This window comes from Pseudoalteromonas sp. SCSIO 43101 (assembly GCF_023650775.1).
Taxonomy (GTDB): domain Bacteria; phylum Pseudomonadota; class Gammaproteobacteria; order Enterobacterales; family Alteromonadaceae; genus Pseudoalteromonas; species Pseudoalteromonas apostichopi.
Genome location: NZ_CP072673.1, coordinates 1926217 through 1949425, shown reverse-complemented (window position 1 = coordinate 1949425; position 23209 = coordinate 1926217). Strand labels below are relative to the sequence as shown.

Sequence of the window (23209 nt, the reverse complement as noted above, 5' to 3'; positions counted from 1 at the left end):
GCAATGAGCACAGAAATTAAAGTTCCTGTACTTCCTGAGTCGGTTGCTGATGCTACTGTTGCAACATGGCACGTAAGTGTTGGCGACAAAGTAAGCCGCGACCAAAACTTAGTAGATATCGAAACAGATAAAGTTGTTTTAGAAGTTGTTGCACCAAATGACGGTGTAATCACTGAAATTTCACAAGAAGAAGGTGCAACAGTACTTGGCGAACAAGTAATTGCATTACTTGGTGATGCAGATGCTGCACCAGCAAGTGACGAATCTGCACCAGCTAAATCAGAAGACGCGCCAGCGGCGCAATCAGCACCAGCATCAGAAGGTAAAGAAGTGGACATTAAAGTACCTATACTTCCAGAATCAGTCGCAGACGCGACAATTGCTACTTGGCACGTTCAACCAGGTGAAGCGGTAACTCGCGATCAAAACCTTGTTGACATCGAAACTGATAAAGTTGTTCTTGAAGTTGTTGCTCAAGAAGACGGTATCATGGGTGAGCACATTCACGCTGAAGGCGAAACAGTACTTGGTGAGCAAGTAATTGGTAAAGTTAAAGCGGGTGCAGCACCAGCAGCGCCAGCAGCTAAAGCTGAAGAAGCGCCAGCAAGCGAATCAAATGATAGCTCTGACGTATTAACGCCGTCAGTACGTCGTTTAATTGCTGAGAAAGGCCTTGATGCATCAAAAATCAAAGGTTCTGGTAAAAATGGTCGTGTAACAAAAGAAGATGTTGATAAGTTCTTAAAAGCACCTGCAGCAGCACCTAAAGCTGAAGCAGCAGCACCAGCAGCACCTATGGGTGATCGTACACAAAAACGTGTTCCTATGACTCGTTTACGTAAAACAATCGCTAATCGTCTTCTTGAAGCGAAAAACTCAACTGCAATGTTAACGACTTTCAACGAAGTTAACATGAAGCCAATCATGGATCTTCGTAAGCAGTACCAAGAAGTATTCGAAAAGCGTCACGGTATCCGTTTAGGTTTCATGTCTTTCTATGTGAAAGCCGTAACTGAAGCACTTAAGCGTTTCCCTGAAGTAAATGCGTCTATTGATGGTGATGATATTGTTTATCACAACTACTTCGACATCAGCATCGCGGTTTCTACACCACGTGGTCTTGTTACACCAGTACTTAAAGACTGTGACAAGCTTTCTGTTGCTGAAATCGAAAAAGGTATCCGTGAGCTAGCGCTTAAAGGTCGTGACGGTAAATTATCAATTGATGACATGACTGGTGGTAACTTCACCATCACTAACGGTGGTGTATTCGGTTCATTACTATCTACACCAATCATCAACTTACCACAGTCTTCAATCTTAGGTATGCACAAAATCCAAGAGCGTCCTATGGCTGTAAATGGTAAAGTTGAAATCTTACCAATGATGTACTTAGCGTTATCTTATGATCACCGCCAAATCGATGGTAAAGAATCTGTAGGTTTCTTAGTAACAATTAAAGAGTTACTTGAAGATCCGACTCGTTTACTACTAGATGTTTAATCTGGTTGTATGAAAACTAAGCTGTGAACCTTGTTCACAGCTTTTTTTTTGCGCCTTTGGTCTAACTGGGGTTTTCATGTGGAGCCTTGGGATTTATACTAAGTGCGCAATTTGGGATAGCTGTTTATTTTGCATAAATATTCAGCTCTTTTAGTATAAAAAATTGGATAAAGCATCATGAATTTGCATGAGTATCAGGCAAAACAACTTTTTGCCGAATATGGTTTACCAGTTTCTCAAGGTTTCGCTTGCGATACACCTGAAGAAGCTGCAGCAGCTGCTGAGAAAATCGGCGGTGATATGTGGGTTGTTAAAACACAGGTTCACGCAGGTGGCCGTGGTAAAGCTGGCGGTGTTAAGCTAGTTAAAACAATCGACGAAGTTAAAGAGTTCGCTGCGAACTGGTTAGGTAAAAACTTAGTTACTTACCAAACAGACGAAAATGGTCAGCCAGTAGCTAAAATCCTTGTAGAAAGCTGCACTGACATCGCTAACGAATTATACCTTGGCGCTGTAGTAGATCGTGCTTCTCGTAAAGTTGTTTTCATGGCATCTACTGAAGGTGGTGTTGAAATCGAGCAAGTTGCAGAAGAAACTCCAGAACTAATTCACAAAGCTGAGATCGATCCACTAGTTGGTCCTCAAGCTTACCAAGCTCGTGAGTTAGGCTTCAAACTAGGTTTAAACCCTACTCAAATGAAACAGTTCGTTAAGATCTTTATGGGTCTTGCTAACATGTTCAACGATTTCGATTTCGCACTATTAGAAATCAACCCGCTAGTAATCACAGACGAAGGTAACCTTCACTGTCTAGACGGTAAAATCGGTGTAGATGGTAACGCGCTTTACCGTCAACCTAAAATCCGTGAAATGCACGATCCTTCACAAGAAGACGCGCGTGAAGCTCACGCTGCAAGCTTCGAGCTTAACTACGTTGCACTAGACGGTAACGTAGGCTGTATGGTTAACGGTGCAGGCCTAGCGATGGGTACTATGGATATCGTAAACCTACACGGTGGCAAGCCAGCTAACTTCCTAGATGTTGGTGGCGGTGCAACTAAAGAGCGTGTTTCTGAAGCATTCAAGATCATCTTATCTGACGACAACGTTAAAGCTGTTTTAGTTAACATCTTTGGTGGTATCGTACGTTGTGACATGATCGCAGAAGGTATCATCGGCGCAGTTAAAGAAGTGGGTGTAAACGTTCCTGTAGTAGTTCGTTTAGAAGGTACTAACGCTGAACTAGGTCGTGAAGTACTAGCTAGTTCTGACCTTAACATCATCGCTGCTGAATCACTAACAGACGCAGCTGAAAAAGTTGTTGCTGCTGCGGAGGGCAAATAATGTCTGTATTAATCAATAAAGATACAAAAGTTATCTGTCAAGGTTTCACTGGTGGTCAAGGTACTTTCCACTCAGAGCAAGCGCTTGAGTACGGTACACAAATGGTTGGTGGTGTAAGCCCAGGTAAAGGCGGTCAAACGCATCTTGGTCTTCCAGTATTCAACACAGTACGTGACGCTGTTGAAGCAACTGGCGCAACTGCATCAGTTATCTACGTACCAGCACCTTTCTGTAAAGATGCAATCTTAGAAGCAATCGATGCTGGCATCGAGCTTATCGTTTGTATCACTGAAGGTATCCCTACACTAGACATGGTTGACGTTAAAGTTAAGCTTGATGAAACTGGTGTTCGTATGATCGGTCCTAACTGCCCAGGTGTTATCACTCCTGGTGAAACTAAGATTGGTATCATGCCTGGTCACATCCACAAGCCTGGTAAAGTAGGTATCGTATCACGTTCTGGTACGCTTACTTACGAAGCGGTTAAACAAACTACTGATGCTGGTTTCGGCCAATCAACATGTGTTGGTATCGGTGGTGACCCTATCCCTGGCACTAACTTCATCGACGTTTTAGAAATGTTCGAAAAAGACGAGCAAACTGAAGCTATCGTTATGATCGGTGAAATCGGTGGTACTGCAGAAGAAGAAGCTGCAGAATACATCAAGCACAACGTGACTAAACCTGTTGTTTCTTACATTGCTGGTGTTACTGCACCTGCAGGTAAGCGTATGGGTCACGCTGGTGCAATCATCGCAGGCGGTAAAGGTACTGCTGATGAAAAATTTGCTGCATTAGAAGCTGCTGGCGTAAAAACTGTACGTTCACTAGCTGATATCGGTGCTGCACTTAAAGAGAAAACAGGCTGGTAATCAGTTTATAATCTCTCAAGAAAGGCTCGCTTATGCGGGCCTTTTTTGTATTTGCTTCTTTTTAATTTATGGTATGAAAAATTCTATAGCAAATTAAGAATAATAATGCTTTATTTGTGAATATAAATTCTCTACACTTGTGGCTTGTATATCTGTTTTTATTAAAACACTCGACTTTAATAAGGTAAATATTACGTGCGTACCACAGAATTGGTAGATGGATTTCGCCAGTCAACCCCATACGTTAATGCTCACCGCGGTAAAACTTTCGTTGTTATGCTTGGCGGAGAGGCGATTGACCAGTCTGGTTGTCGTAGCATCATTAATGATGTTGCGCTTCTAACCAGTCTTGGTATTAAGATTGTATTAGTATTTGGGGCTCGTCCACAGTTTAATGCGGCACTTGAACAAGTTGGCATAACTAGTCAGTTTCATAATGAGATACGAGTGACTGATAATGCAACTTTTGAAGTCATTAAAAAAGTCGCGGGTGCTATGCAATTCGATATTACTGCGCGCTTATCAACGTCTTTAAGTAGTACTCCTATGTCAGGTTCATTTCTAAATGTAGTGAGTGGTAATTTTGTTATTGCTCAACCTTTAGGGGTTGATGAAGGTGTAGACTATCATCATTCAGGTAGAGTAAGACGTGTTGATGTCGCGGGGATTCGCCATCAATTAGATAACAACGGTATTGTATTACTTGGACCAATCGCGGCATCGGTTACCGGTGAAAGCTTTAACTTAACTGCAGAAGAAATTGCAACACAAGTAGCGCTAAAGCTTCGTGCAGATAAAATGCTCGGGTTTTGCCAAGAAGCTGGTATTTTAGATGAAAATGGTGAAGCGATTGCTGAGTTAATGCCAAATGAAGCTGAGCAACTATTAGCAAGTTATCGTAATCAACCAGATGCATGTTTAAGTGCAACGGTTTTCTTACAAGCGGCGATTGATGCCTGTCGTGGTGGCGTGCATCGTTGTCACTTAGTTAGTTATAAAGAAGACGGCGCGTTACTACAAGAGTTGTTCTCATTAGATGGTATTGGTACACAAATCGCGCCGCAAAGCTCTGAACAATTACGAAGTGCTAGCATCTCTGATATTACCGGTATTATTAATCTTATCAGGCCACTTGAACAGCAGGGGTATTTAGTACGCCGTTCTCGTGAGCAGCTTGAAATTGAAATTGAACAATTTACTGTGATAGAACGTGATGGGCTTATCATTGCCTGTGCGGCTTTGTATCCGTTTGCAGATGAACAAGTGGGGGAGTTTGCAAGTCTTGCTGTTCATCCTCAGTACCGAGATGCAGACCGTGGCAGTTTTCTGCTGCGGTTTATTATTAATAAAGCCAAACGTGCAGGTTATTCGCATTTATTTGCGTTGACCACCCGTAGTATTCATTGGTTTTTAGAGCAAAGCTTTGAACTGGTCACGGTTGATGAATTACCTGAAAAGAAAAAAGCACTTTATAACTACGAGCGTCGTTCTAAGGTGCTACGACTAGACTTAACTAAGCTAAGCAATAATCGATAATTAAAAGGTGACGTGAATACGTCACCTCGATTAATTAAACTAAACTTAGTTAGTATTGATAGTTTATGTGCTGATAAAAACGAACACGTAAATCTTGACGAGTTGGATTAAATGCCAGTTCATCTGTCACTTCATTAATCGCACTCTGTACATGATTCATAAACTTGCCATAACCAATGTCATGTTTGTCTTTGTCTGCTGCTGCTATTATGAAATGCAGTGAATCAACAAGTTGATTTGCATTCCAATATTGTTGTAATTGTACTTGCTCAGAGCTGCAATCAAAGGTTAACTTTTGTAGTTCACTGTTACTTTGTGCGTTATCAATATTACTATTTCGGACAATAGGTCGTGTTCCATTAGCGATAAATGCACCCAGTGTTAATCCGCGTTTATCACAAGCACGTTTAAACGCATCAAAAATGTATTGATAAAACTCGGTGTAATTCTCTTCATTCAACATATGTTGAAATTGAGTTTTGATAGCACGAGTCACAGGAATCGAAAAACCTGCATAAGCTATTTCACTGTGTTCAGTTGGTAAATGACATTGACGAGATTGAAAGCGAGGATACAAGCTTCGTAATTTATAACCATAGCTTTCTTTGTGACCTTTTGCTTTGGCAAATAAATCATAAGTAAGGTGTTGGTGATCACGAACTTTTAAAGCTGGCTGATTGCTTAATATCTTTTCTTGTAAAGAGTTTATTACTCGCTGCACATTATGATGAAAACTTGCCGCATTAGCGCGAATATCTTCACCAGTCGCCAAGAACAATAAACGAATTTTTTTGCATTTTTGTTCACCATCAGCAAACACATTGTGTGCTTCATGGTATTGAGGGTTATAGAAAAATAAAATTTGTTTCGCGGTTTCTAAACTATACGCCTCATCATGGTAACGAACCACCGGCAGTTTATCGTTAGCGATTAAGTGAACGTTGTGTAATTCATACTCATCACAGAGTGCAAATAACTCCCTTGCAAGACGCTTATAAGCACAGCTAACATTTGTGAACTGGGCAAAAAACTCATCAGTAGGTTTAAATTCAACTAACACATACTGATTTGCACGTGCTGAGCTTGGAATATAGACTCGGTGTTGATTGAGCGAAGCCATCTTTTTTCCTTATTGGTAGTGAAACTAGTGGCACTATATCGTTAGTCAATGATCATTTTATTGCGTTAGAACAATTTTTTTACCGTTTTTGTTGAGTCTGTGAACTATGTATTCAACAATCGACTTAATATCTTCAATAAACATGATTCTACTACTGTATGTTAGGGTTTGTTTTTGTAATAATGCATTAGTTTTGTCACCATGCAATATTCAGAGGATTATGCTCCTATGGCGGAAATTGAGAATCGCCCAAGTAACTTTATTAGAACGCGTATCGATGAAGATCTCGCAAGCGGTAAGCATGCGACTACACACACGCGTTTTCCACCAGAACCAAATGGTTTTTTACACATTGGTCACGCGAAGTCTATTTGTTTGAATTTTGGTATCGCCCAAGATTATCAAGGTCTTTGTAATTTACGTTTTGATGATACGAATCCAGAAAAAGAAGACATCAACTACGTAAACTCAATTAAAGAAGATGTGCAGTGGTTAGGTTTTAAATGGGATGGTGAAATTAAGTATTCATCTAACTATTTCGATGCTTTATATGGTTATGCTGTTGAGCTTATCGAAAAAGGCCTTGCATATGTATGTTTCTTATCTCCTGATCAAGCAAGAGAATACCGTGGTACTTTGAAAGAACCAGGTAAAAACAGTCCTTACCGCGACACGCCAGTTGAAGAAAACCTAGCGCTTTTTGAAAAAATGCGAAATGGCGAATTCAAAGAAGGCGAGTGTGTACTGCGTGCAAAAATCGACATGGCAAGCTCATTTATGGTATTGCGTGATCCGATTTTATACCGTGTACGTTTTGCTCATCACCACCAAACGGGCGACAAATGGTGCATTTATCCAATGTACGACTTCACGCATTGTATTTCCGACGCGCTAGAAGGCATCACACATTCATTATGTACGCTTGAATTCCAAGATAACCGTCGTTTATACGATTGGGTATTAGATAACATCAGCCTTGAGTGTCATCCGCAACAAATCGAGTTTTCACGATTAAATCTTGAATACACCATTATGTCTAAGCGTAAATTAAACGACTTAGTAGTTAATGGCCATGTTGAAGGATGGGACGACCCACGTATGCCAACGATTGCTGGTCTACGTCGTCGTGGTTATACACCTGCCTCAGTACGTGAATTTTGTTCACGCATCGGTGTCACTAAACAAGAAAACATGGTTGAAATGGGCATGTTAGAAGCATGTATCCGTGAAGACCTAAATGAGCATGCACCACGTGCAATGGCTGTTCTTGATCCGGTCAAGGTTGTTATCGAGAACTATGACGCAGATAAAGTAGAAACCTTGTCTGTTGCAAATCACCCGAATAAAGAAGAGATGGGTCGCCGTGATGTGCCTTTCACTCGTGAGCTTTATATCGAGCGTGAAGACTTCCGTGAAGAAGCAAACAACAAGTTCAAGCGTTTAGTGCTTGATAAAGAAGTACGTTTACGTGGTGCATATGTAATTAAAGCTGAGCGCGTTGAAAAAGACGAAAATGGCGAAATCACGTCTATCTTCTGTTCTTACGATCCTGAAACTCTGGGTAAAAACCCAAGTGATGGCCGTAAGGTTAAAGGTGTAATTCACTGGGTATCAGCAAGTGAATCTATCACAGCTGAAGTTCGTTTATACGACCGTTTATTTAACGTACCAAACCCAGCGGCTGCCGAAGACTTTAACGCAACACTTAACCCTGAATCTCTAGTGGTTCTTGCAAATGCTAAAGTAGAGCCTTCACTTGCTAATGCACAAGCGGAGCAGGGCTTCCAGTTTGAGCGTACAGGCTATTTCTGTCGTGATAGCAAAGCAGATTCATTAGTATTCAATCAAACTGTGGGTCTTCGAGATTCATGGGCGAAGATTGAACAGAAAGGCTAAACCCTTTTACTAATTGTTTAAGTTTCTAAACTTAATAAAAAACCCTTTCACTTTTAAAGTGAAAGGGTTTTTTTATAACTATTAAAAGTTAAATCAGATTAAAAATAGCCACGAATACCTAGGCTGAAGTTACGACCTGGTAGTGGAGCCTTTTCTTTAATAAATGAACTGTGTACGAAGCCTAATTCATCGGTTAAGTTGTCAACATTGATATAAAGTTGTGTATCCACAGGACCTAGGTCAAGTTGGTAGTTAGCTGATGCATCAAACAGGGTATAACCGTCAGTTTTTGTCTCGTAAGCAGTAATGTCTGATTGTTCAAAATAATGAGTCCCTGTTAGGCTAAATTTCCAATCAGCAATTGTGTACTGTAATTCAGAGCCTAGTTTATTAGCTGGGATACGAGGTAAATAACCTTCATCATCTTTTAGTTTAGCGGTTGTTGAATCACCAAACACTTTAACCAAGGCACTTGGCGTTACTTGATAGTGTACGTCAAATTCAATGCCGTATAATTTTGCATCTTTACTACTGAACTGATAAACCGCCATTGCATCTTCGTCTGCTTCAGCTGCAGATTCTAAGCCATGCTCTTCATCAAATACCAAACCTGTATTTTGCTGGTAGTAGTAGTTTTCAATGTCGTTATAGAAGAAGTTAACTGTATAACCAAAATCACCAATAAAACGGCGGAAACTTAAATCAAAGTTGGTTGCAGTTTCTTGCTCGATATCCTCTGGCTCAAAATGAATTTCGCTGTCTTCAATATGATAACCTAAGCCAAGCTCGTAGGTACCTGTTGCGATATGAACACCGTTTGACAGTAATTCAGCACTTAGTGGCGCACGTTCAGAACGAGACACACTTAAAGCTACACTTTGGCCTTCTTGATATTGCCAAATTGCACCTGCAGATAAGCTCAGGTTTGTGAAATCTTCACTGTAGTTGATGATTTCAGCTTCTTCGTCATGGTGCTCTTCTTCCTCTTCATGATCGTGATCATGATGATGCTCAGCCATGCTTACAGCAGAGTCGATTTGGTAATCTTCAAGGCGTGCACCTAGCTCAACGGTCACATCACCAAACTGGCGCTCTTCAAGCATAAAAATTGCGTTTGTTTTAGTCACACTTGCAGGTGTAAAAGCTTCTTCACCATCTGCATCGTAGTCAGACTCAGTGTAGTGATAACCTGCCATACCGTGCCAAAGGCCTAACTTGTGCTCAACGGTTGCACGTGCTTCAGTTGTTTTGTTTGTAAACACCGTTCCCACTGCACCATCTTCAATTTCTGCATGTTTATAGTCGGTGTAGCCAACGCGTAGTGAGATATTTTCAATCCAGTTATCATGAAGTGCATAGCTCATGTAACCTTGCCAGCGATCTTGCTCTAGCTGAGCGAAAACAGGTTCTTCATGTTGATCATGCTCGTCTTCATGTTCATCTTGCTCGTCATGCGCATGATGATGGTGTGAATGAGCAGGAATACCATAATCAGTTTCGATACGACCATAAGAAACACCCAGTGTTAGGTGGTCGCCAACATAACTTGTACCAAAGTTAACAGTTTGGCTATCGATAAAGGTGTTTTCAACACTGTTAGCTGTTTCGTGTTCTTCATGATCTTCACCTTCATGTTCGTCATGCTCTTCAGGAAGCTCGAACGTTGGTGTTTTGTAGTCATGACCTTTACGCTTAGTACCATCAAAATGGAAGTTAAAACCATCGTTACCGGTTTCAAGTTTTGCAGCATAAGTGTTGGTATTTGATACCGTATCGTGAGTGTATTGTGCAGCACCTGTTAAAGTATCAATGTTATCCGTTGGAATACGGTTATCAACTACGTTGACCACACCACCAATTGCGCCAGAGCCATAAAGTAGGGTAGCAGGGCCACGAAGTACTTCGATTTGCTCAGCTGCTAAGCTGTCGTTCGATGTTGCGTGATCTGGACCAATTCGTGATGCATCGCTGCTATCAAGACCATTTTGGGTGATTTTTACACGCGGACCATCTAAACCACGAATAATTGGGCTAGAAGATACAGGGCCAAAATAGCTTGCATTAACACCGGGTAAACCTTTTAGTGTTTCGCCTAGTGTAGGTTTAGCCTTGTCTTTTAGTTCATCGCCCGCTAATACATTAACTGGCGAAATCATCTCAAGACTATTCTTATGAAGTGCTGATGCATAAACAACAACCGTTTCAACGGAAGTAGGTGTAAGTGTAACGACTAGGTTTTGATCGTCACCATTAATAGCAATGCGTTTATCGATGAAATTATTTTTACTGATGTGTAGTTGACCTTGGTTGTCTACATCAATTTTAAACTGACCTTGTTTGTCAGTAACAACGCTTTGAGATTTACCGTGTACGTGTATTTCAGCATTGCTGATAGGTTGTTGGTTTTTATCTAATACTTGACCTGTGATCACAGCAGCCATTGTGGATTGAGAAAACAGCGCAGCGGCAACAGCACTAGAAAGAATTGAAACTTGTTTCATCATTACTACTTCTAAGTTTGTTGTTAAGTGTTGCGTTATAATATAACACTGCAATTTTTCAATCGCAATAACGTTATACTATAACTTTCCATTAAGTCGCGATTTTAACACCATACACTATACTTAGGCTGTTACTTTTGGATGGCTAAATCTTATGTCTGATAAAAATAGAGTCTTTAAAGCAAATTTCACCATTGCTGATTTAAGAGAGCACCGCAATCACAAAGAGGTGTTTACTACTGCTTGTGACCGTCGTGAAAGCTATCAACACTTTGTTCTTAAGCTTTTAAGTTATTGCTTATTTTCACACAACGAAACAGCGATGCTGAATGCAAAGTTCAGTCATGGCGAACCGGATGTGTCAATAAAAGCATTAGATGAGCATTATCAAACATGGCTTGCTGTTGACCAACCGGATATTTTACAACTCAATAAAATAGCTAAAAGAGTTGACGAGCTTTGGGTTGTAACAACATTAAACAACAATTGGTTACAAGAAAATGAACATCAGTTGGAGCTGATCAGTAATGGTCATTTAATTGCGTTTGATGATAACTTCATTGAGCAGTTGGCGAGTCATTTAACTAAAAATCTACAGTGGGATGTTACAATTGATCAGCAAATGGTGAGTGTCTCTGATAAAGAAAATTTCTACCAAACTAGCGAGCTTGTATGGCATTAAAGCTCAAGTTTTACTTTTCCATTGGGTTTACTACAACATAGTAATACTTCACCTGCCCGCACAAACGCGAGTGGCTCTTGATTATAACTCACATCACCTTCGACTAATTTAGCACGGCATGCGCCACAATAGCCTTCACGGCATTGGTAGGGGACATCTATTTTGTGTTGTTCTAGGCATTCAAGGAGAGATGAACAGCCAGAATCAAATTCAAGATTCTGGCTGTCTGTTCCTGCAAGGATAACCTCTGCAGTTGTGTTTGAGCTCATTACAGGTCGAAGTCACCAAAGTCAGATGCATCAACTTGAGAGTCAATTTGACCTACAAGGTAAGAGCTAATTTCAGCTTCTTGTGGGGCAACTTGAACATTGTCAGATACTAACCAAGAGTTGATCCACGGAATAGGGTTACTCTTACTTTCGAACTGAGCTGGTAGGCCTACTGCAGTCATACGGGCATTAGTGATGTATTCAACGTATTGACATAAGATATCTTTGTTAAGACCAATCATTGAACCATCTTTGAAAAGATACTCTGCCCAATCTTTTTCTTGCTCAGCTGCTTCAACAAACATCTGAATCGCTTCTTCGCGACATTGTGCGGCAACGATGGCCATTTCTGGATCGTCTTTACCTTCTTGCATAATGTTTAAGATGTGTTGTGTACCAGAAAGGTGTAGAGCTTCATCACGTGCAATTAGCTTGATAATTTTCGCATTACCTTCCATTAATTCACGCTCTGCGAATGCAAATGAACAGGCAAAGCTAACATAGAAACGGATAGCTTCTAGAATATTCACCGACATCATAGCAAGGTAAAGTTGCTTTTTAAGGTCAAATAAACTGACTTTAACCTCTTCACCGTTGATCACATGTTTTCCTTCACCGTAAAGGTTGTAAACAGAAATCATGTTGATTAAATCGTCGTAATATTTAGTTACGGCATCAGCACGCTCGCTGATTTTCTCGTTGCTTACGATATCATCAAAGATAAGCTCAGGAGATTGCGTCACGTTACGAATAATGTGTGTATATGAACGGCTGTGAATCGTTTCACTAAACGCCCATGTTTCAATCCACGTTTCTAACTCAGGAATAGACACAATTGGTAGTAACGCAACGTTAGGTGAACGACCTTGCACACTATCAAGTAAAGTTTGATATTTTAAGTTACTTAAAAAGATGTGCTTTTCGTGATCTGGTAACGCTTGGAAGTCAAGACGGTCTTTACTTACATCAACCTCTTCAGGACGCCAAAAGAACGAAAGTTGCTTTTCGATTAGCTTTTCGAAGATAGGGTACTTTTGTTGGTCGTAACGTGACACGTTTACCGTTTGGCCGAAAAACATCGGTTCTTGTAATTGGTTATTATGATTTCGGCTAAAAGTTGTATAAGACATAGTGATTTCTCAAAAAACAGTCAGGACAAAGCGGGCTAATGAGCCCGCTTTTGTTATGTTATTAATTTAATTAGATTTTACAAGCGCCGCCTGCACAACCGTCATCTTCTACCTCTGGTGTTAACTCATCTTGAGAGTCTGATGCACCATCACGTGTATTGTGATAATACAGAGTTTTAACACCGAGTTTGTACGCAGTCAGTAGGTCTTTTAATAGCACCTTCATAGGTACTTTACCGCCTTCATACTTAGATGGATCATAGTTGGTGTTTGCAGAGATCGTTTGGTCAACGAATTTTTGCATAATACCAACAAGCTGTAGGTAACCATCGTTTGAAGGAATATCCCACAGTAGCTCGTAGTTATCTTTCAGATTTTCATAATCTGGAACTACTTGCTTTAAGATACCATCTTTACTTGCTTTAACGCTGATATGACCTCGTGGTGGCTCAATACCATTTGTTGCGTTAGAGATTTGCGATGATGTCTCTGAAGGCATAAGTGCAGATAACGTAGAGTTACGCATACCATGCTCTTTAATGCTTTCGCGTAATGAATCCCAATCTAAGTGAAGAGGCTCATCACAGAACTGATCTAGGTCACGCTTATAAGTATCTGTTGGCATAATGCCTTGAGAATACGTTGTCTCGTTAAATTTAGGACACGCACCACGTTCTTTCGCTAACTCATTTGATGCTTTCATTAGATAATATTGAATAGCTTCAAATGTTTTGTGAGTTAGGGCATTTGCGCTGCCATCTGAGTAACGCTTACCGTTCTTCGCTAAGTAGTATGCGTAGTTAATAACACCAATACCTAGCGTACGACGACCCATAGTTGCGTTTTTAGCCGCAGGAACAGGGTAGTCTTGGAAATCAAGTAAGTTATCAAGAGCACGTACAGCAAGCTCTGCAAGCTCTTCTAATTCATCAAGTGACTCAATTGCACCTAAGTTAAACGCTGAAAGCGTACAAAGGGCAATTTCACCTTCTTCGTCCATTACATTGCTAAGAGGCTTAGTTGGTAATGCAATTTCTAAACATAGGTTAGATTGACGAATTGGCGCAACAGTCGAGATAAACGGGCTGTGCGTATTACAGTGGTCAACGTTTTGTAAGTAAATTCGACCTGTGCTCGCACGCTCTTGTGCAAACATTGAGAATAACTCAATCGCTTTAATACGTTTTTTACGAATTGACTCGTCTTGCTCGTACTTGATGTATAGCTCATCAAACTTCGCTTGATCTTCAAAGAATGCATCGTATAGACCCGGAACATCTGATGGGCTAAATAATGTGATGTAATCATCTTTGATTAAACGGCTATACATTAATTTGTTGAACTGCACACCGTAGTCAAGGTGACGCACACGGTTATCATCAACACCACGGTTGTTCTTTAGAACTAATAAATTTTCAACTTCTAAATGCCAAAGTGGATAGAACAGCGTAGCTGCGCCGCCACGAACACCACCTTGTGAACAGCTCTTAACAGCAGTTTGGAAGTGCTTATAAAATGGAATACAACCTGTGTGGTACGCTTCGCCATTACGAATAGGGCTACCAAGCGCACGAATGCGACCCGCATTAATACCAATACCAGCACGTTGCGAAACATATTTAACGATCGCAGATGATGTCGCATTAATAGAGTCTAGGCTATCACCACATTCAATTAGTACACATGAGCTGAACTGACGTGTAGGCGTACGAACACCTGCCATAATTGGCGTAGGTAACGAAATTTTGAAGGTAGACACTGCATCATAAAAACGCTTGATGTAATCAATACGCGTCTCTTTTGGATAATCAGAGAATAAGCTTGCAGCAACTAAGATATATAAAAACTGTGCACTTTCGTAAATTTTACCAGTAACACGGTTTTGAACTAAATACTTACCTTCAAGTTGCTTTACAGCAGCGTAGCTGAAGTTTAAGTCACGGTTGTGATCGATGTAAGCATCTAACTCGTCAATTTCTTGCTCGGTATAATCAACCAAAAGGTGTTGATCATAACGTTTGTCTTCAACTAATTTCGTGATGTGATCATATAAGCGTGGTGGCTCAAATTGACCGTACGCTTTTTTACGTAAATGGAATACAGCTAAGCGAGCAGCTAGGTATTGGTAATCAGGCGTATCTTTAGAGATCTGATCAGCTGCAGCTTTGATGATTGTTTCATGAATGTCATCGGTACGAATGCCGTCATAAAATTGAATATGAGATTTTAATTCAACTTGTGAGACAGACACATTCTCTAGACCTTCTGCGGCCCAAGCGATCACGCGATGGATCTTATCTAGATCAAGTGACTCTTTACGGCCGTCACGTTTGCTTACAGATAGCTGTTGGTTCATAGTTTTGCCTGTATTCCTTGGGAAATTATCGTTGTAAAGACAAAGGTATTCTTTATGTAATTATTATTATTCAATACCAGGGTGAACTAATTGAATAACATTTAGCCACAATATCTGGTGTTGTTTAAATTGCAGATCACAAGATAGTGTGGTCTGCGTTGTTTTGCAAGGGATAGAATTGCCCCATTTTGTGGATAACTATTGGATAAACGTATTGTGTTAGTAACCATTAACCTTTGAACATTCATAGAAGACGAAATTTGTAGAAATCAACAAAAGATCCAGAAAATTTATCGTTTTTAAAAATAAATTTTGACTGATTTTTTTATCATCAAAGAATGCTCAAAAGTGAATCAAATCACAATATATGGTGTTTCATCTATCAAATAACACTATATATGGTTAAATCCATCAATGGGTGTTTGCCAATTGAAATCCGCTTGCCAGTCAAGAGCAGCATCAACACTGGGTATGTAACCCCATAACGCCGTTGCACTATACATATTGGCAGCTTTTGCAGCTTGAATATCACGTTCAGCATCACCGATATATAAACAGCGACACGGATCAACGTCTAAGATCTCAGCTGTGTGTAAAAGTGGATCGGGAGATGGTTTTGAAACAGCTAATGTATCGCCACTTACTACCGCCATCGCTTTACTCAAAGAGGGTATAGCTTGTACTAAGGGCTCAGTTAAAAAGCCGGGCTTATTAGTCATAATGCCCCACTTAATATTGTTTTGCTCAAGTGCAATTAAAAGCTGCTCGATGCCATTAAAGCATTTACTGTGTACAGCGATATCTTCGGCGTAGTAATCAAGAAGCTGTTGGCGCAAAGCGAGTTGTTCAAGTTCTGGCCATTTATCACCAAAGCCTACTTCTAATAATGCATTTGCACCATTAGAAGCAGCAGGGCGATATACATGTTCAGCAACAGGGGCCACATTGGCATCTGCTAAAACGCGGTTTAATGCACCACCTAAGTCATCCGCAGTATCGAGTAGAGTGCCATCTAAATCAAAGATAAAGGCATCAAAATCGATAGAGGGTGTTTGCACACCACTCATCACGCTAGTTTCTCAAAGTGCAGGATGTAATTAACACTTACATCATCGTTTAAGCTGTACTGCTTAGAAAACGGATTATAGTTAAGACCTGTACTGGCGCGTACTTTTAATCCCGCTTCTTCAGCCCATGCAATAAGCTGTGCAGGTTTTATGAATTTTTTATGGTCATGGGTACCTTCAGGTACCATTTTCAATAGCTTTTCAGCACCAACAATGGCAAACAAATAAGCTTTTGGTGTTTTATTTAATGTTGAAAAGAATACATCGGCACCAGGTTTAGCAAGTTCTGCTACAGCGCGAATAATAGAAGCAGGATCTGGAACATGCTCAAGCATTTCCATACACGTCACAACATCAAAGCGAGCAGGGTGCTCAGCAGCAAATTGCTCTGCAGGTACTTTTATATAATCAACAGGCACGCCTGTTTCTAAACTATGTAACTTAGCAACGGTTAATGGCTCTTGGCCCATATCAATGCCAGTTACTTTAGCGCCCATACGGGCCATGCTTTCACTTAAGATGCCGCCACCACAGCCAACATCTAAGGTTTCCTTATCAAATAAGCCGCCCACTTTATCTGCGACAAAATCCAAGCGAAGAGGATTTATTTCATGAAGGGGTTTGAACTCTCCGTCGCGGTCCCACCAACGTTCTGCGATGGCTTCAAACTTTGCAATTTCTGCATTATCTACATTCTGATGCTCGGTCATAAAAAACTTCCTCGTTAATCTGAGGCCATTATATAGGGGTAAATTAATAAATCGCAAAGATTTAGCGCCTGTAAATCTAAATAAATTGTGATAGCATGGTCAGGAAATAATAACTAAAGCTCTTAAGACGGCGATTTGCCTCTTAATGAGTCAATACTGAAGGAATGTGAAATCAAATGACTGATCTCGCCAATGAAATTCTGCCAGTCAATATTGAAGATGAATTAAAAAATTCTTACCTTGATTATGCCATGAGTGTAATCGTAGGTCGTGCATTGCCAGACGTACGTGACGGCTTAAAGCCTGTTCACCGCCGCGTTTTGTTCGCAATGAACGAACTCAATAATGATTGGAATAAACCTTACAAGAAATCAGCACGTGTTGTTGGTGATGTAATCGGTAAGTACCACCCACATGGCGACAGCGCGGTATATGACACCATCGTTCGTATGGCGCAGCCTTTCTCATTACGCTACATGCTTGTTGACGGCCAAGGTAACTTTGGTTCTGTTGACGGTGACTCTGCGGCAGCAATGCGTTATACGGAAGTCCGTATGGCGAAAATGTCACATGAATTATTAGCTGATTTAGAAAAAGAAACGGTTGATTACGTACCGAACTACGACGGTACTGAGCAAATTCCTGACGTATTACCTACTAAAGTACCTAACTTATTAGTAAACGGTTCTTCGGGTATCGCTGTTGGTATGGCGACAAACATCCCACCTCATAACTTAACAGAAGTTATCAATGGTTGTTTAGCGCTGATCCAAAACCCAGACATGTCAATTGCTGACCTTATTGAATATATCCCGGGTCCGGATTTCCCGACTGCGGCGATTATCAATGGTAAAAAAGGCATTGAGCAGGCGTATTTAACGGGTCGTGGTAAAGTATACATCCGTGCTCGCGCTGAAATCGAAGTTGACGAAAAAACTGGTCGTGAAACCATTATTGTTCACGAAATTCCTTATCAAGTTAACAAAGCGCGCCTAATCGAAAAAATTGCTGAGCTAGTTAAAGATAAGAAGATTGAAGGTATTAGCGCACTACGTGACGAATCAGATAAAGACGGTATGCGTATCGTTATCGAAATCAAACGTGGTGATGTTGGTGAAGTAATCTTAAACAACCTATACGCACAAACTCAGTTACAAACTGTGTTTGGTATGAACATGGTTGCACTTGATAACAACCAACCTAAGTGTTTCAACTTAAAAGAAATGCTTGAAGCGTTTATCGTTCACCGCCGTGAAGTTGTTACACGTCGTACTGTATTCGATTTACGTAAAGCCCGTGACCGTGCTCACACGCTTGAAGGCTTAGCGATTGCTCTTGCGAATATCGACCCGATTATCGAACTTATTCGTAAGTCACCAACCCCAGCAGAAGCAAAAGCAGCATTAACAGCTCGTCCTTGGGAACTTGGTACAGTTAAAGCTATGCTTGAAAAAGCAGGTGAAGATAACGTAGCACGTCCTGATTGGTTAGCGGCTGATTTAGGTATCCGTGACGGTCAGTACTACTTATCTGAGCAACAAGCACAAGCAATTTTAGACCTTCGTTTACACAAACTAACAGGTCTTGAACATGAGAAAATCTTAGACGAGTACCAAAACTTACTTGATCTAATTGCTGAGCTTTTACACATTCTTTCAAGCCCAGATCGTTTAATGGAAGTTATCCGCGACGAGCTAGTAGAAATTAAAGAGCAATATGGTGACGAACGTCGTACTGAAATCAGTGCAGCTGCTCACGATATTAGCCTTGAAGACCTAATTAATGAAGAAGACGTTGTCGTAACGCTTTCTCACGAAGGTTACGTTAAATATCAACCACTCTCTGATTACGAAGCACAGCGCCGTGGTGGTAAAGGTAAGTCAGCAACTAAGATGAAAGATGAAGACTTCATCGAGCGTCTATTGGTTGCTAACACACACGATACAATTCTGTGTTTCTCAACGGCAGGTCGCTTATATTGGTTGAAAGTTTATCAGTTACCATTAGCAAGCCGTGCAGCGCGTGGTAAGCCAATTGTTAACTTATTACCACTTGAAGCTGATGAGCGTATTACCGCTATCTTACCAGTACGTGAGTACGAAGAAGATAAATACATCTTCATGGCCACTGCGTTTGGTACAGTTAAGAAAACACCACTTACAGCATACAGCCGTCAACGTGCGAGCGGTATTATCGCAGTTAACCTGAATGAAGGTGATAGTCTAATTGGTGTTGATATCACTGATGGCACGAATGAAATCATGCTATTCACTGATGCCGGTAAAGTTGTCCGCTTTAAAGAAGCAGAAGAGTCAGAAGTTGTTGATGAAAACGGCAACCCTGTACTAGACGAAAACGGTAACCCGGAAATCCGCTTCAAAGGTGTTCGTCCGATGGGCCGTACAGCAACGGGTGTTCGTGGTATTAAGATGGCTGACGACCAACGCGTTGTGTCGTTAATCGTACCTAAGTCAGATGGTGCGATCCTAACGGTGACAGAAAACGGTTACGGTAAGCGTACAGCACTTGAAGATTACCCATCGAAGAGCCGTGCAACACAAGGTGTTGTATCAATCAAAGTAAGCGAGCGTAATGGCGCTGTGGTTGGTGCAGTACAAGTTGACGAAAACGACGAAATCATGATCATCTCTAATCGCGGTACATTAGTACGTACCCGTGTTAATGAGGTTTCTACGGTTGGTCGTAATACTCAAGGCGTTATTTTGATACGAACTATTGACGAAGAGCAAGTAGTTGGTTTACAACGTATCGAAGAAATCGAAGTTGATGAGCTTGAAGCCATCGAAGGCGAGGCCGTTGAAGTAGTCGATACCAATACTGAAGAAACGGGTGATAACCCACCTTCAGAATAACATTGATTTAAAAAGCGGCTTCGGCCGCTTTTTTTATCCGCACTATAATTACTGGAATGAGGCAAAGTAATGACTAAATATAATTTTTGTGCAGGACCGGCAATGCTACCGCCGGCAGTTATGCAAAAAGCACAAAAAGAATTTATAGATTGGCAAGGTTTAGGTGTCTCTGTGATGGAAATTAGCCATCGCAGCAGCGACTTTTTAGCACTTACTGCTAAATGTGAAGCAAGCCTGCGTCGCTTAATGAATATTAGTGATGAGTTTGAAGTGTTATTTATGCACGGCGGTGGCCGTGGTCAATTCAGTGCTGTGCCATTGAATCTTCACCTTGATGATAAACCAGCTGTGTACTGTGAAAACGGTGTATGGTCTAAAGGTGCTACTTCAGAAGCTGCTAAATTCACTGCTGTTGAAAGTATTAATGTACGTGATGATGAACAGCAAAATGGTCAGTTCTCTATCAAACCAGCAAGCAGTTGGGAATTACCTGCTGATGCGTCGTACATTCACTATTGCCCGAATGAAACCGTAGATGGCATTGAGATTTTCGAAGTACCATCACATCCATCTGCACCGATTGTTGCTGATATGTCATCGACTATTTTATCGCGCGAATTTGATGTAAATCAGTTTGATCTTATTTACGCTGGCGCACAAAAAAATATCGGCCCGTCTGGTTTATCGATTGTTATTATTCGTAAAACGCTACTTGAACGTGAAGGCCTTGCAAAGCCAGGAATTCTTGATTACGCATTAGAAGCTAAACAAGGCAGCATGTATAACACACCACCTACATTTGCGTGGTACTTAGCTGCTGAAGTATTTGAATGGCTTGAAGCAAACGGTGGCGTTAAAGCGATGGAAGAGCAAAACATCGCAAAAGCAGAATTACTTTACAACTTTATTAATAGCTCAGATTTTTATAGTAATAAAGTTGCCAAGCATTGCCGTTCACGCATGAACGTACCGTTTTGGTTAAACGATGAATCATTGAATGAAAAATTCATTAATGAGTCAAAAGAAGCAGGCTTATTAGCCCTTGAAGGCCACCGTATTGTTGGTGGTATGCGCGCAAGCATTTATAACGCGATGCCACTTGAAGGTGTTCAAGCTTTGGTTAATTTTATGGAAAAATTCGCCAAGGAGCACAGCTAATTATGGAACAGCTTCGTCTTGAACCAATCTCAAAAGTAAATGGTAGTGTGACACTGCCAGGCTCAAAAAGTTTATCAAACCGCATCTTACTGTTAGCAGCACTAGCAGAGGGCACAACGGTTGTTGAAAACCTTCTCGACAGTGATGATATTCGTCATATGCTAGGTGCGTTAAATCTTTTGGGCGTAAATGTATCGCTTAATGAAGATAAAACAGTGGCTACCGTAGAGGGGGTTGCAGGTAAATTTAAAACCCCAAGTGAGCCATTATTTTTAGGCAATGCTGGTACTGCTTATCGTCCACTGACAGCTGTATTAGCTGCTGTAGAAGGCGAATATCAGCTGGTGGGTGAGCCACGTATGGAAGAGCGCCCAATCGGCCATTTGGTTGATGCACTGCAAGCTCTGGGTGGTGATGTTGAATATCTTAAGCATAAAGACTATCCACCACTGGCCATTAAAGGCGGCAAAATCAGCGGCGGTAAAGTTGAAATTGATGGCAGTATTTCGAGCCAGTTCTTAACTGCGTTACTAATGGCGGCGCCATTATTTAATGGCGACACAGAAATCACCATTAAAGGCACACTGGTATCAAAGCCTTACATTGATATTACCCTAGATGTGATGAAGCGTTTTGGTGTTATTGTGAGTCATGACAACTATGAAACGTTTTACGTTAAAGGCTGTCAGCAGTATCAAGCACTTGAGCGTATTATGGTCGAAGGTGATGCTTCAAGCGCCTCTTATTTTGTTGCGGCGGCTGCAATAGCAGGCGGCGAAATTGAAATTAATGGGGTAGGTGCTGCATCTGTTCAGGGTGATATTGGTTTTGCCAAAGTTATGGAACAAGTCGGCGCTAAAATCGATTGGTACGATGAAAAGCTGGTGGTTCGTAAAGGCGAGCTGAACGCGGTTGATATTGATGCTAATGCAATCCCTGATGCAGCGATGACTCTCGCAACCGTTGCGCTTTTCGCAAAAGGTACAACGGCGATTCGTAATATCTATAACTGGCGTGTAAAAGAAACAGACCGTTTATATGCAATGGCTACTGAGCTTCGAAAAGTTGGTGCAGAAGTTGTTGAGGGTGAAGATTTCATCGAAATAACACCACCAAAAACATTCAATGATGTAGCGATTGATACGTACAACGATCACCGTATTGCCATGTGTTTTGCGATGGTTGCTGTTGGCGGGAAGCCGATAACCATTAACGATCCTAAATGTACATACAAAACTTTTCCAACGTTTTTCAAAGTACTAGAGTCTGTCTCAAGTCAATAAAACAGAAGAAAATATAAAAAGTTACACTCTAGATGCGGATCTATTTTAAGAACTGACGTATAATATCGCGGATTTATTTTGGTGTGCATTGCAGGAGGTTATAAATGCAGGCGTTATCAATGCCCGTAATCACCATCGATGGCCCAAGTGGTTCAGGTAAAGGAACTGTTTGTCGCTTGTTAGCCGAGAAATTAGGTTGGGATGTATTAGACAGTGGAGCGATTTATCGTGTGCTGTCACTTGCAGCGCTTCATCATCAAATTGAACTAGATAATGAAGATGCGCTAGTGCCATTAGCTGCAAACTTAGATGTACAGTTTTTGGTCGACAGCCAAACACATACTTCTAAAATTGTCTTGGAAGGCGAAGACGTCACAACCACAATCCGCAACGAAGAAGTGGGTGCTGCGGCATCAAAAATTGCTGCATTACCACGGGTGAGAGAAGCATTATTACGTCGTCAACGTGCGTTTCGTACTGAGAGCGGCCTAATTGCCGATGGTCGTGATATGGGCACAGTTGTGTTTCCAGATGCACCATTGAAAATTTATTTAACCGCATCAGCTGAAGAGCGCGCTCGTCGTCGCTTTGCTGAGTTGAATGAACGCGGTCTTGATGTTACACTAAGTGGTCTACTTGAGGACATAAAAGCTCGTGATCACCGCGATATGACGCGTGAAGTTGCGCCGCTTGTTCCTGCAGAAGACGCTATTGAGCTTGATACTAGTGAGCTCAATGCAATGCAAGTGTTTGATAAAGTTGTAACTTTACTCGACGAAGCAGTACTTGCAGGAAAGCTTCCAAAAGCTAAAAAGTAATTTATTAAGGTGCCGGCAGGAAGCCAGCGCTATTTTAACAACCCCATGCAGCATGGTTGCTAATTGGTTATTTAATTATTTAGAGACGTAT

General features: G+C 41.1%; 17 protein-coding genes. 10 read left to right on the top strand and 7 right to left on the bottom strand.

What is annotated here, in order from left to right; all coding sequences use genetic code 11:
* The first annotated feature begins 3 nt into the window (after nucleotides 1-3).
* From odhB to argA, 4 genes are all read left to right on the top strand, one after another.
* Nucleotides 4-1503: a 2-oxoglutarate dehydrogenase complex dihydrolipoyllysine-residue succinyltransferase gene (gene odhB / locus J8Z25_RS09115; protein WP_250660938.1), complete on the top strand. Its 1500-nt coding sequence runs from the start codon at nucleotides 4-6 to the stop codon at nucleotides 1501-1503.
* Between the two features lie 177 nt (nucleotides 1504-1680).
* Nucleotides 1681-2847 carry an ADP-forming succinate--CoA ligase subunit beta gene (gene sucC / locus J8Z25_RS09110; RefSeq protein WP_054551366.1) on the top strand — a complete coding sequence of 389 codons (1167 nt, stop codon included), beginning with the start codon at nucleotides 1681-1683 and terminating at the stop codon, nucleotides 2845-2847.
* The gene (gene sucD / locus J8Z25_RS09105; RefSeq protein WP_130051420.1) at nucleotides 2847-3719 is read left to right on the top strand and encodes a succinate--CoA ligase subunit alpha; all 873 of its coding nucleotides are present in this window, start codon (nucleotides 2847-2849) and stop codon (nucleotides 3717-3719) included. The genes sucC and sucD overlap by 1 nt, the downstream gene beginning before the upstream one ends.
* 195 nt (nucleotides 3720-3914) lie before the next feature.
* Nucleotides 3915-5255, top strand: a complete 1341-nt coding sequence (argA, locus tag J8Z25_RS09100; RefSeq protein ID WP_167657603.1) for an amino-acid N-acetyltransferase — start codon at nucleotides 3915-3917, stop codon at nucleotides 5253-5255.
* 49 nt (nucleotides 5256-5304) lie between these two features.
* Here argA and J8Z25_RS09095 read toward each other — a convergent pair whose 3' ends face one another.
* On the bottom strand, nucleotides 5305-6375 hold the full coding sequence (locus J8Z25_RS09095) for a DUF3083 family protein (protein ID WP_239978011.1): 1071 nt from the start codon (nucleotides 6373-6375) through the stop codon (nucleotides 5305-5307).
* A 228-nt stretch (nucleotides 6376-6603) separates the two neighbouring features.
* Between J8Z25_RS09095 and glnS the strand changes: the two genes are divergently transcribed.
* Complete coding sequence (gene glnS / locus J8Z25_RS09090; protein ID WP_250660937.1) at nucleotides 6604-8271, top strand: glutamine--tRNA ligase; 1668 nt, start codon at nucleotides 6604-6606, stop codon at nucleotides 8269-8271.
* 98 nt (nucleotides 8272-8369) lie between these two features.
* Here glnS and J8Z25_RS09085 read toward each other — a convergent pair whose 3' ends face one another.
* Nucleotides 8370-10772, bottom strand: coding sequence for a TonB-dependent receptor (locus J8Z25_RS09085; RefSeq protein WP_130052286.1), 2403 nt, complete (start codon nucleotides 10770-10772; stop codon nucleotides 8370-8372).
* A 154-nt stretch (nucleotides 10773-10926) separates the two neighbouring features.
* Here J8Z25_RS09085 and J8Z25_RS09080 point away from each other — a divergent pair, with 154 nt between their 5' ends.
* Nucleotides 10927-11454, top strand: coding sequence for a YaeQ family protein (locus J8Z25_RS09080; RefSeq protein ID WP_130051424.1), 528 nt, complete (start codon nucleotides 10927-10929; stop codon nucleotides 11452-11454).
* Here J8Z25_RS09080 and yfaE read toward each other — a convergent pair.
* From yfaE to ubiG, 5 genes are all read right to left on the bottom strand, one after another.
* Nucleotides 11451-11723 (bottom strand): class I ribonucleotide reductase maintenance protein YfaE, encoded by a 273-nt coding sequence (gene yfaE, locus J8Z25_RS09075; RefSeq protein WP_130051425.1) that lies wholly within the window; start codon nucleotides 11721-11723, stop codon nucleotides 11451-11453. The two genes, J8Z25_RS09080 and yfaE, sit on opposite strands and share 4 nt — an antisense overlap.
* On the bottom strand, nucleotides 11723-12853 hold the full coding sequence (gene nrdB / locus J8Z25_RS09070) for a class Ia ribonucleoside-diphosphate reductase subunit beta (RefSeq protein WP_130051426.1): 1131 nt from the start codon (nucleotides 12851-12853) through the stop codon (nucleotides 11723-11725). The genes yfaE and nrdB overlap by 1 nt, the downstream gene beginning before the upstream one ends.
* 70 nt (nucleotides 12854-12923) lie before the next feature.
* Complete coding sequence (gene nrdA, locus J8Z25_RS09065; protein WP_250660936.1) at nucleotides 12924-15209, bottom strand: class 1a ribonucleoside-diphosphate reductase subunit alpha; 2286 nt, start codon at nucleotides 15207-15209, stop codon at nucleotides 12924-12926.
* A gap of 392 nt (nucleotides 15210-15601) precedes the next feature.
* Entirely contained in the window at nucleotides 15602-16276 is a 675-nt protein-coding gene (locus J8Z25_RS09060) for an HAD family hydrolase (protein WP_130052287.1), read from the bottom strand.
* A complete protein-coding gene (ubiG, locus tag J8Z25_RS09055) occupies nucleotides 16276-16986 on the bottom strand; it encodes a bifunctional 2-polyprenyl-6-hydroxyphenol methylase/3-demethylubiquinol 3-O-methyltransferase UbiG (RefSeq protein ID WP_105174078.1) in 711 nt (236 codons plus the stop codon). Before ubiG ends, J8Z25_RS09060 begins: the two co-directional genes overlap by 1 nt.
* 176 nt (nucleotides 16987-17162) lie before the next feature.
* Here ubiG and gyrA point away from each other — a divergent pair, with 176 nt between their 5' ends.
* The 4 genes from gyrA (at nucleotide 17163) to cmk (ending at nucleotide 23118) form a co-directional block, all read left to right on the top strand.
* Nucleotides 17163-19859 carry a DNA topoisomerase (ATP-hydrolyzing) subunit A gene (gene gyrA, locus J8Z25_RS09050; protein ID WP_130051428.1) on the top strand — a complete coding sequence of 899 codons (2697 nt, stop codon included), beginning with the start codon at nucleotides 17163-17165 and terminating at the stop codon, nucleotides 19857-19859.
* Between the two features lie 69 nt (nucleotides 19860-19928).
* Nucleotides 19929-21017 carry a 3-phosphoserine/phosphohydroxythreonine transaminase gene (serC, locus tag J8Z25_RS09045; RefSeq protein WP_250660935.1) on the top strand — a complete coding sequence of 363 codons (1089 nt, stop codon included), beginning with the start codon at nucleotides 19929-19931 and terminating at the stop codon, nucleotides 21015-21017.
* 2 nt (nucleotides 21018-21019) lie between these two features.
* Nucleotides 21020-22300 carry a 3-phosphoshikimate 1-carboxyvinyltransferase gene (gene aroA, locus J8Z25_RS09040; protein ID WP_250660934.1) on the top strand — a complete coding sequence of 427 codons (1281 nt, stop codon included), beginning with the start codon at nucleotides 21020-21022 and terminating at the stop codon, nucleotides 22298-22300.
* Between the two features lie 104 nt (nucleotides 22301-22404).
* Nucleotides 22405-23118, top strand: a complete 714-nt coding sequence (gene cmk, locus J8Z25_RS09035; RefSeq protein ID WP_130051431.1) for a (d)CMP kinase — start codon at nucleotides 22405-22407, stop codon at nucleotides 23116-23118.
* The last annotated feature ends 91 nt before the right edge of the window (nucleotides 23119-23209 follow it).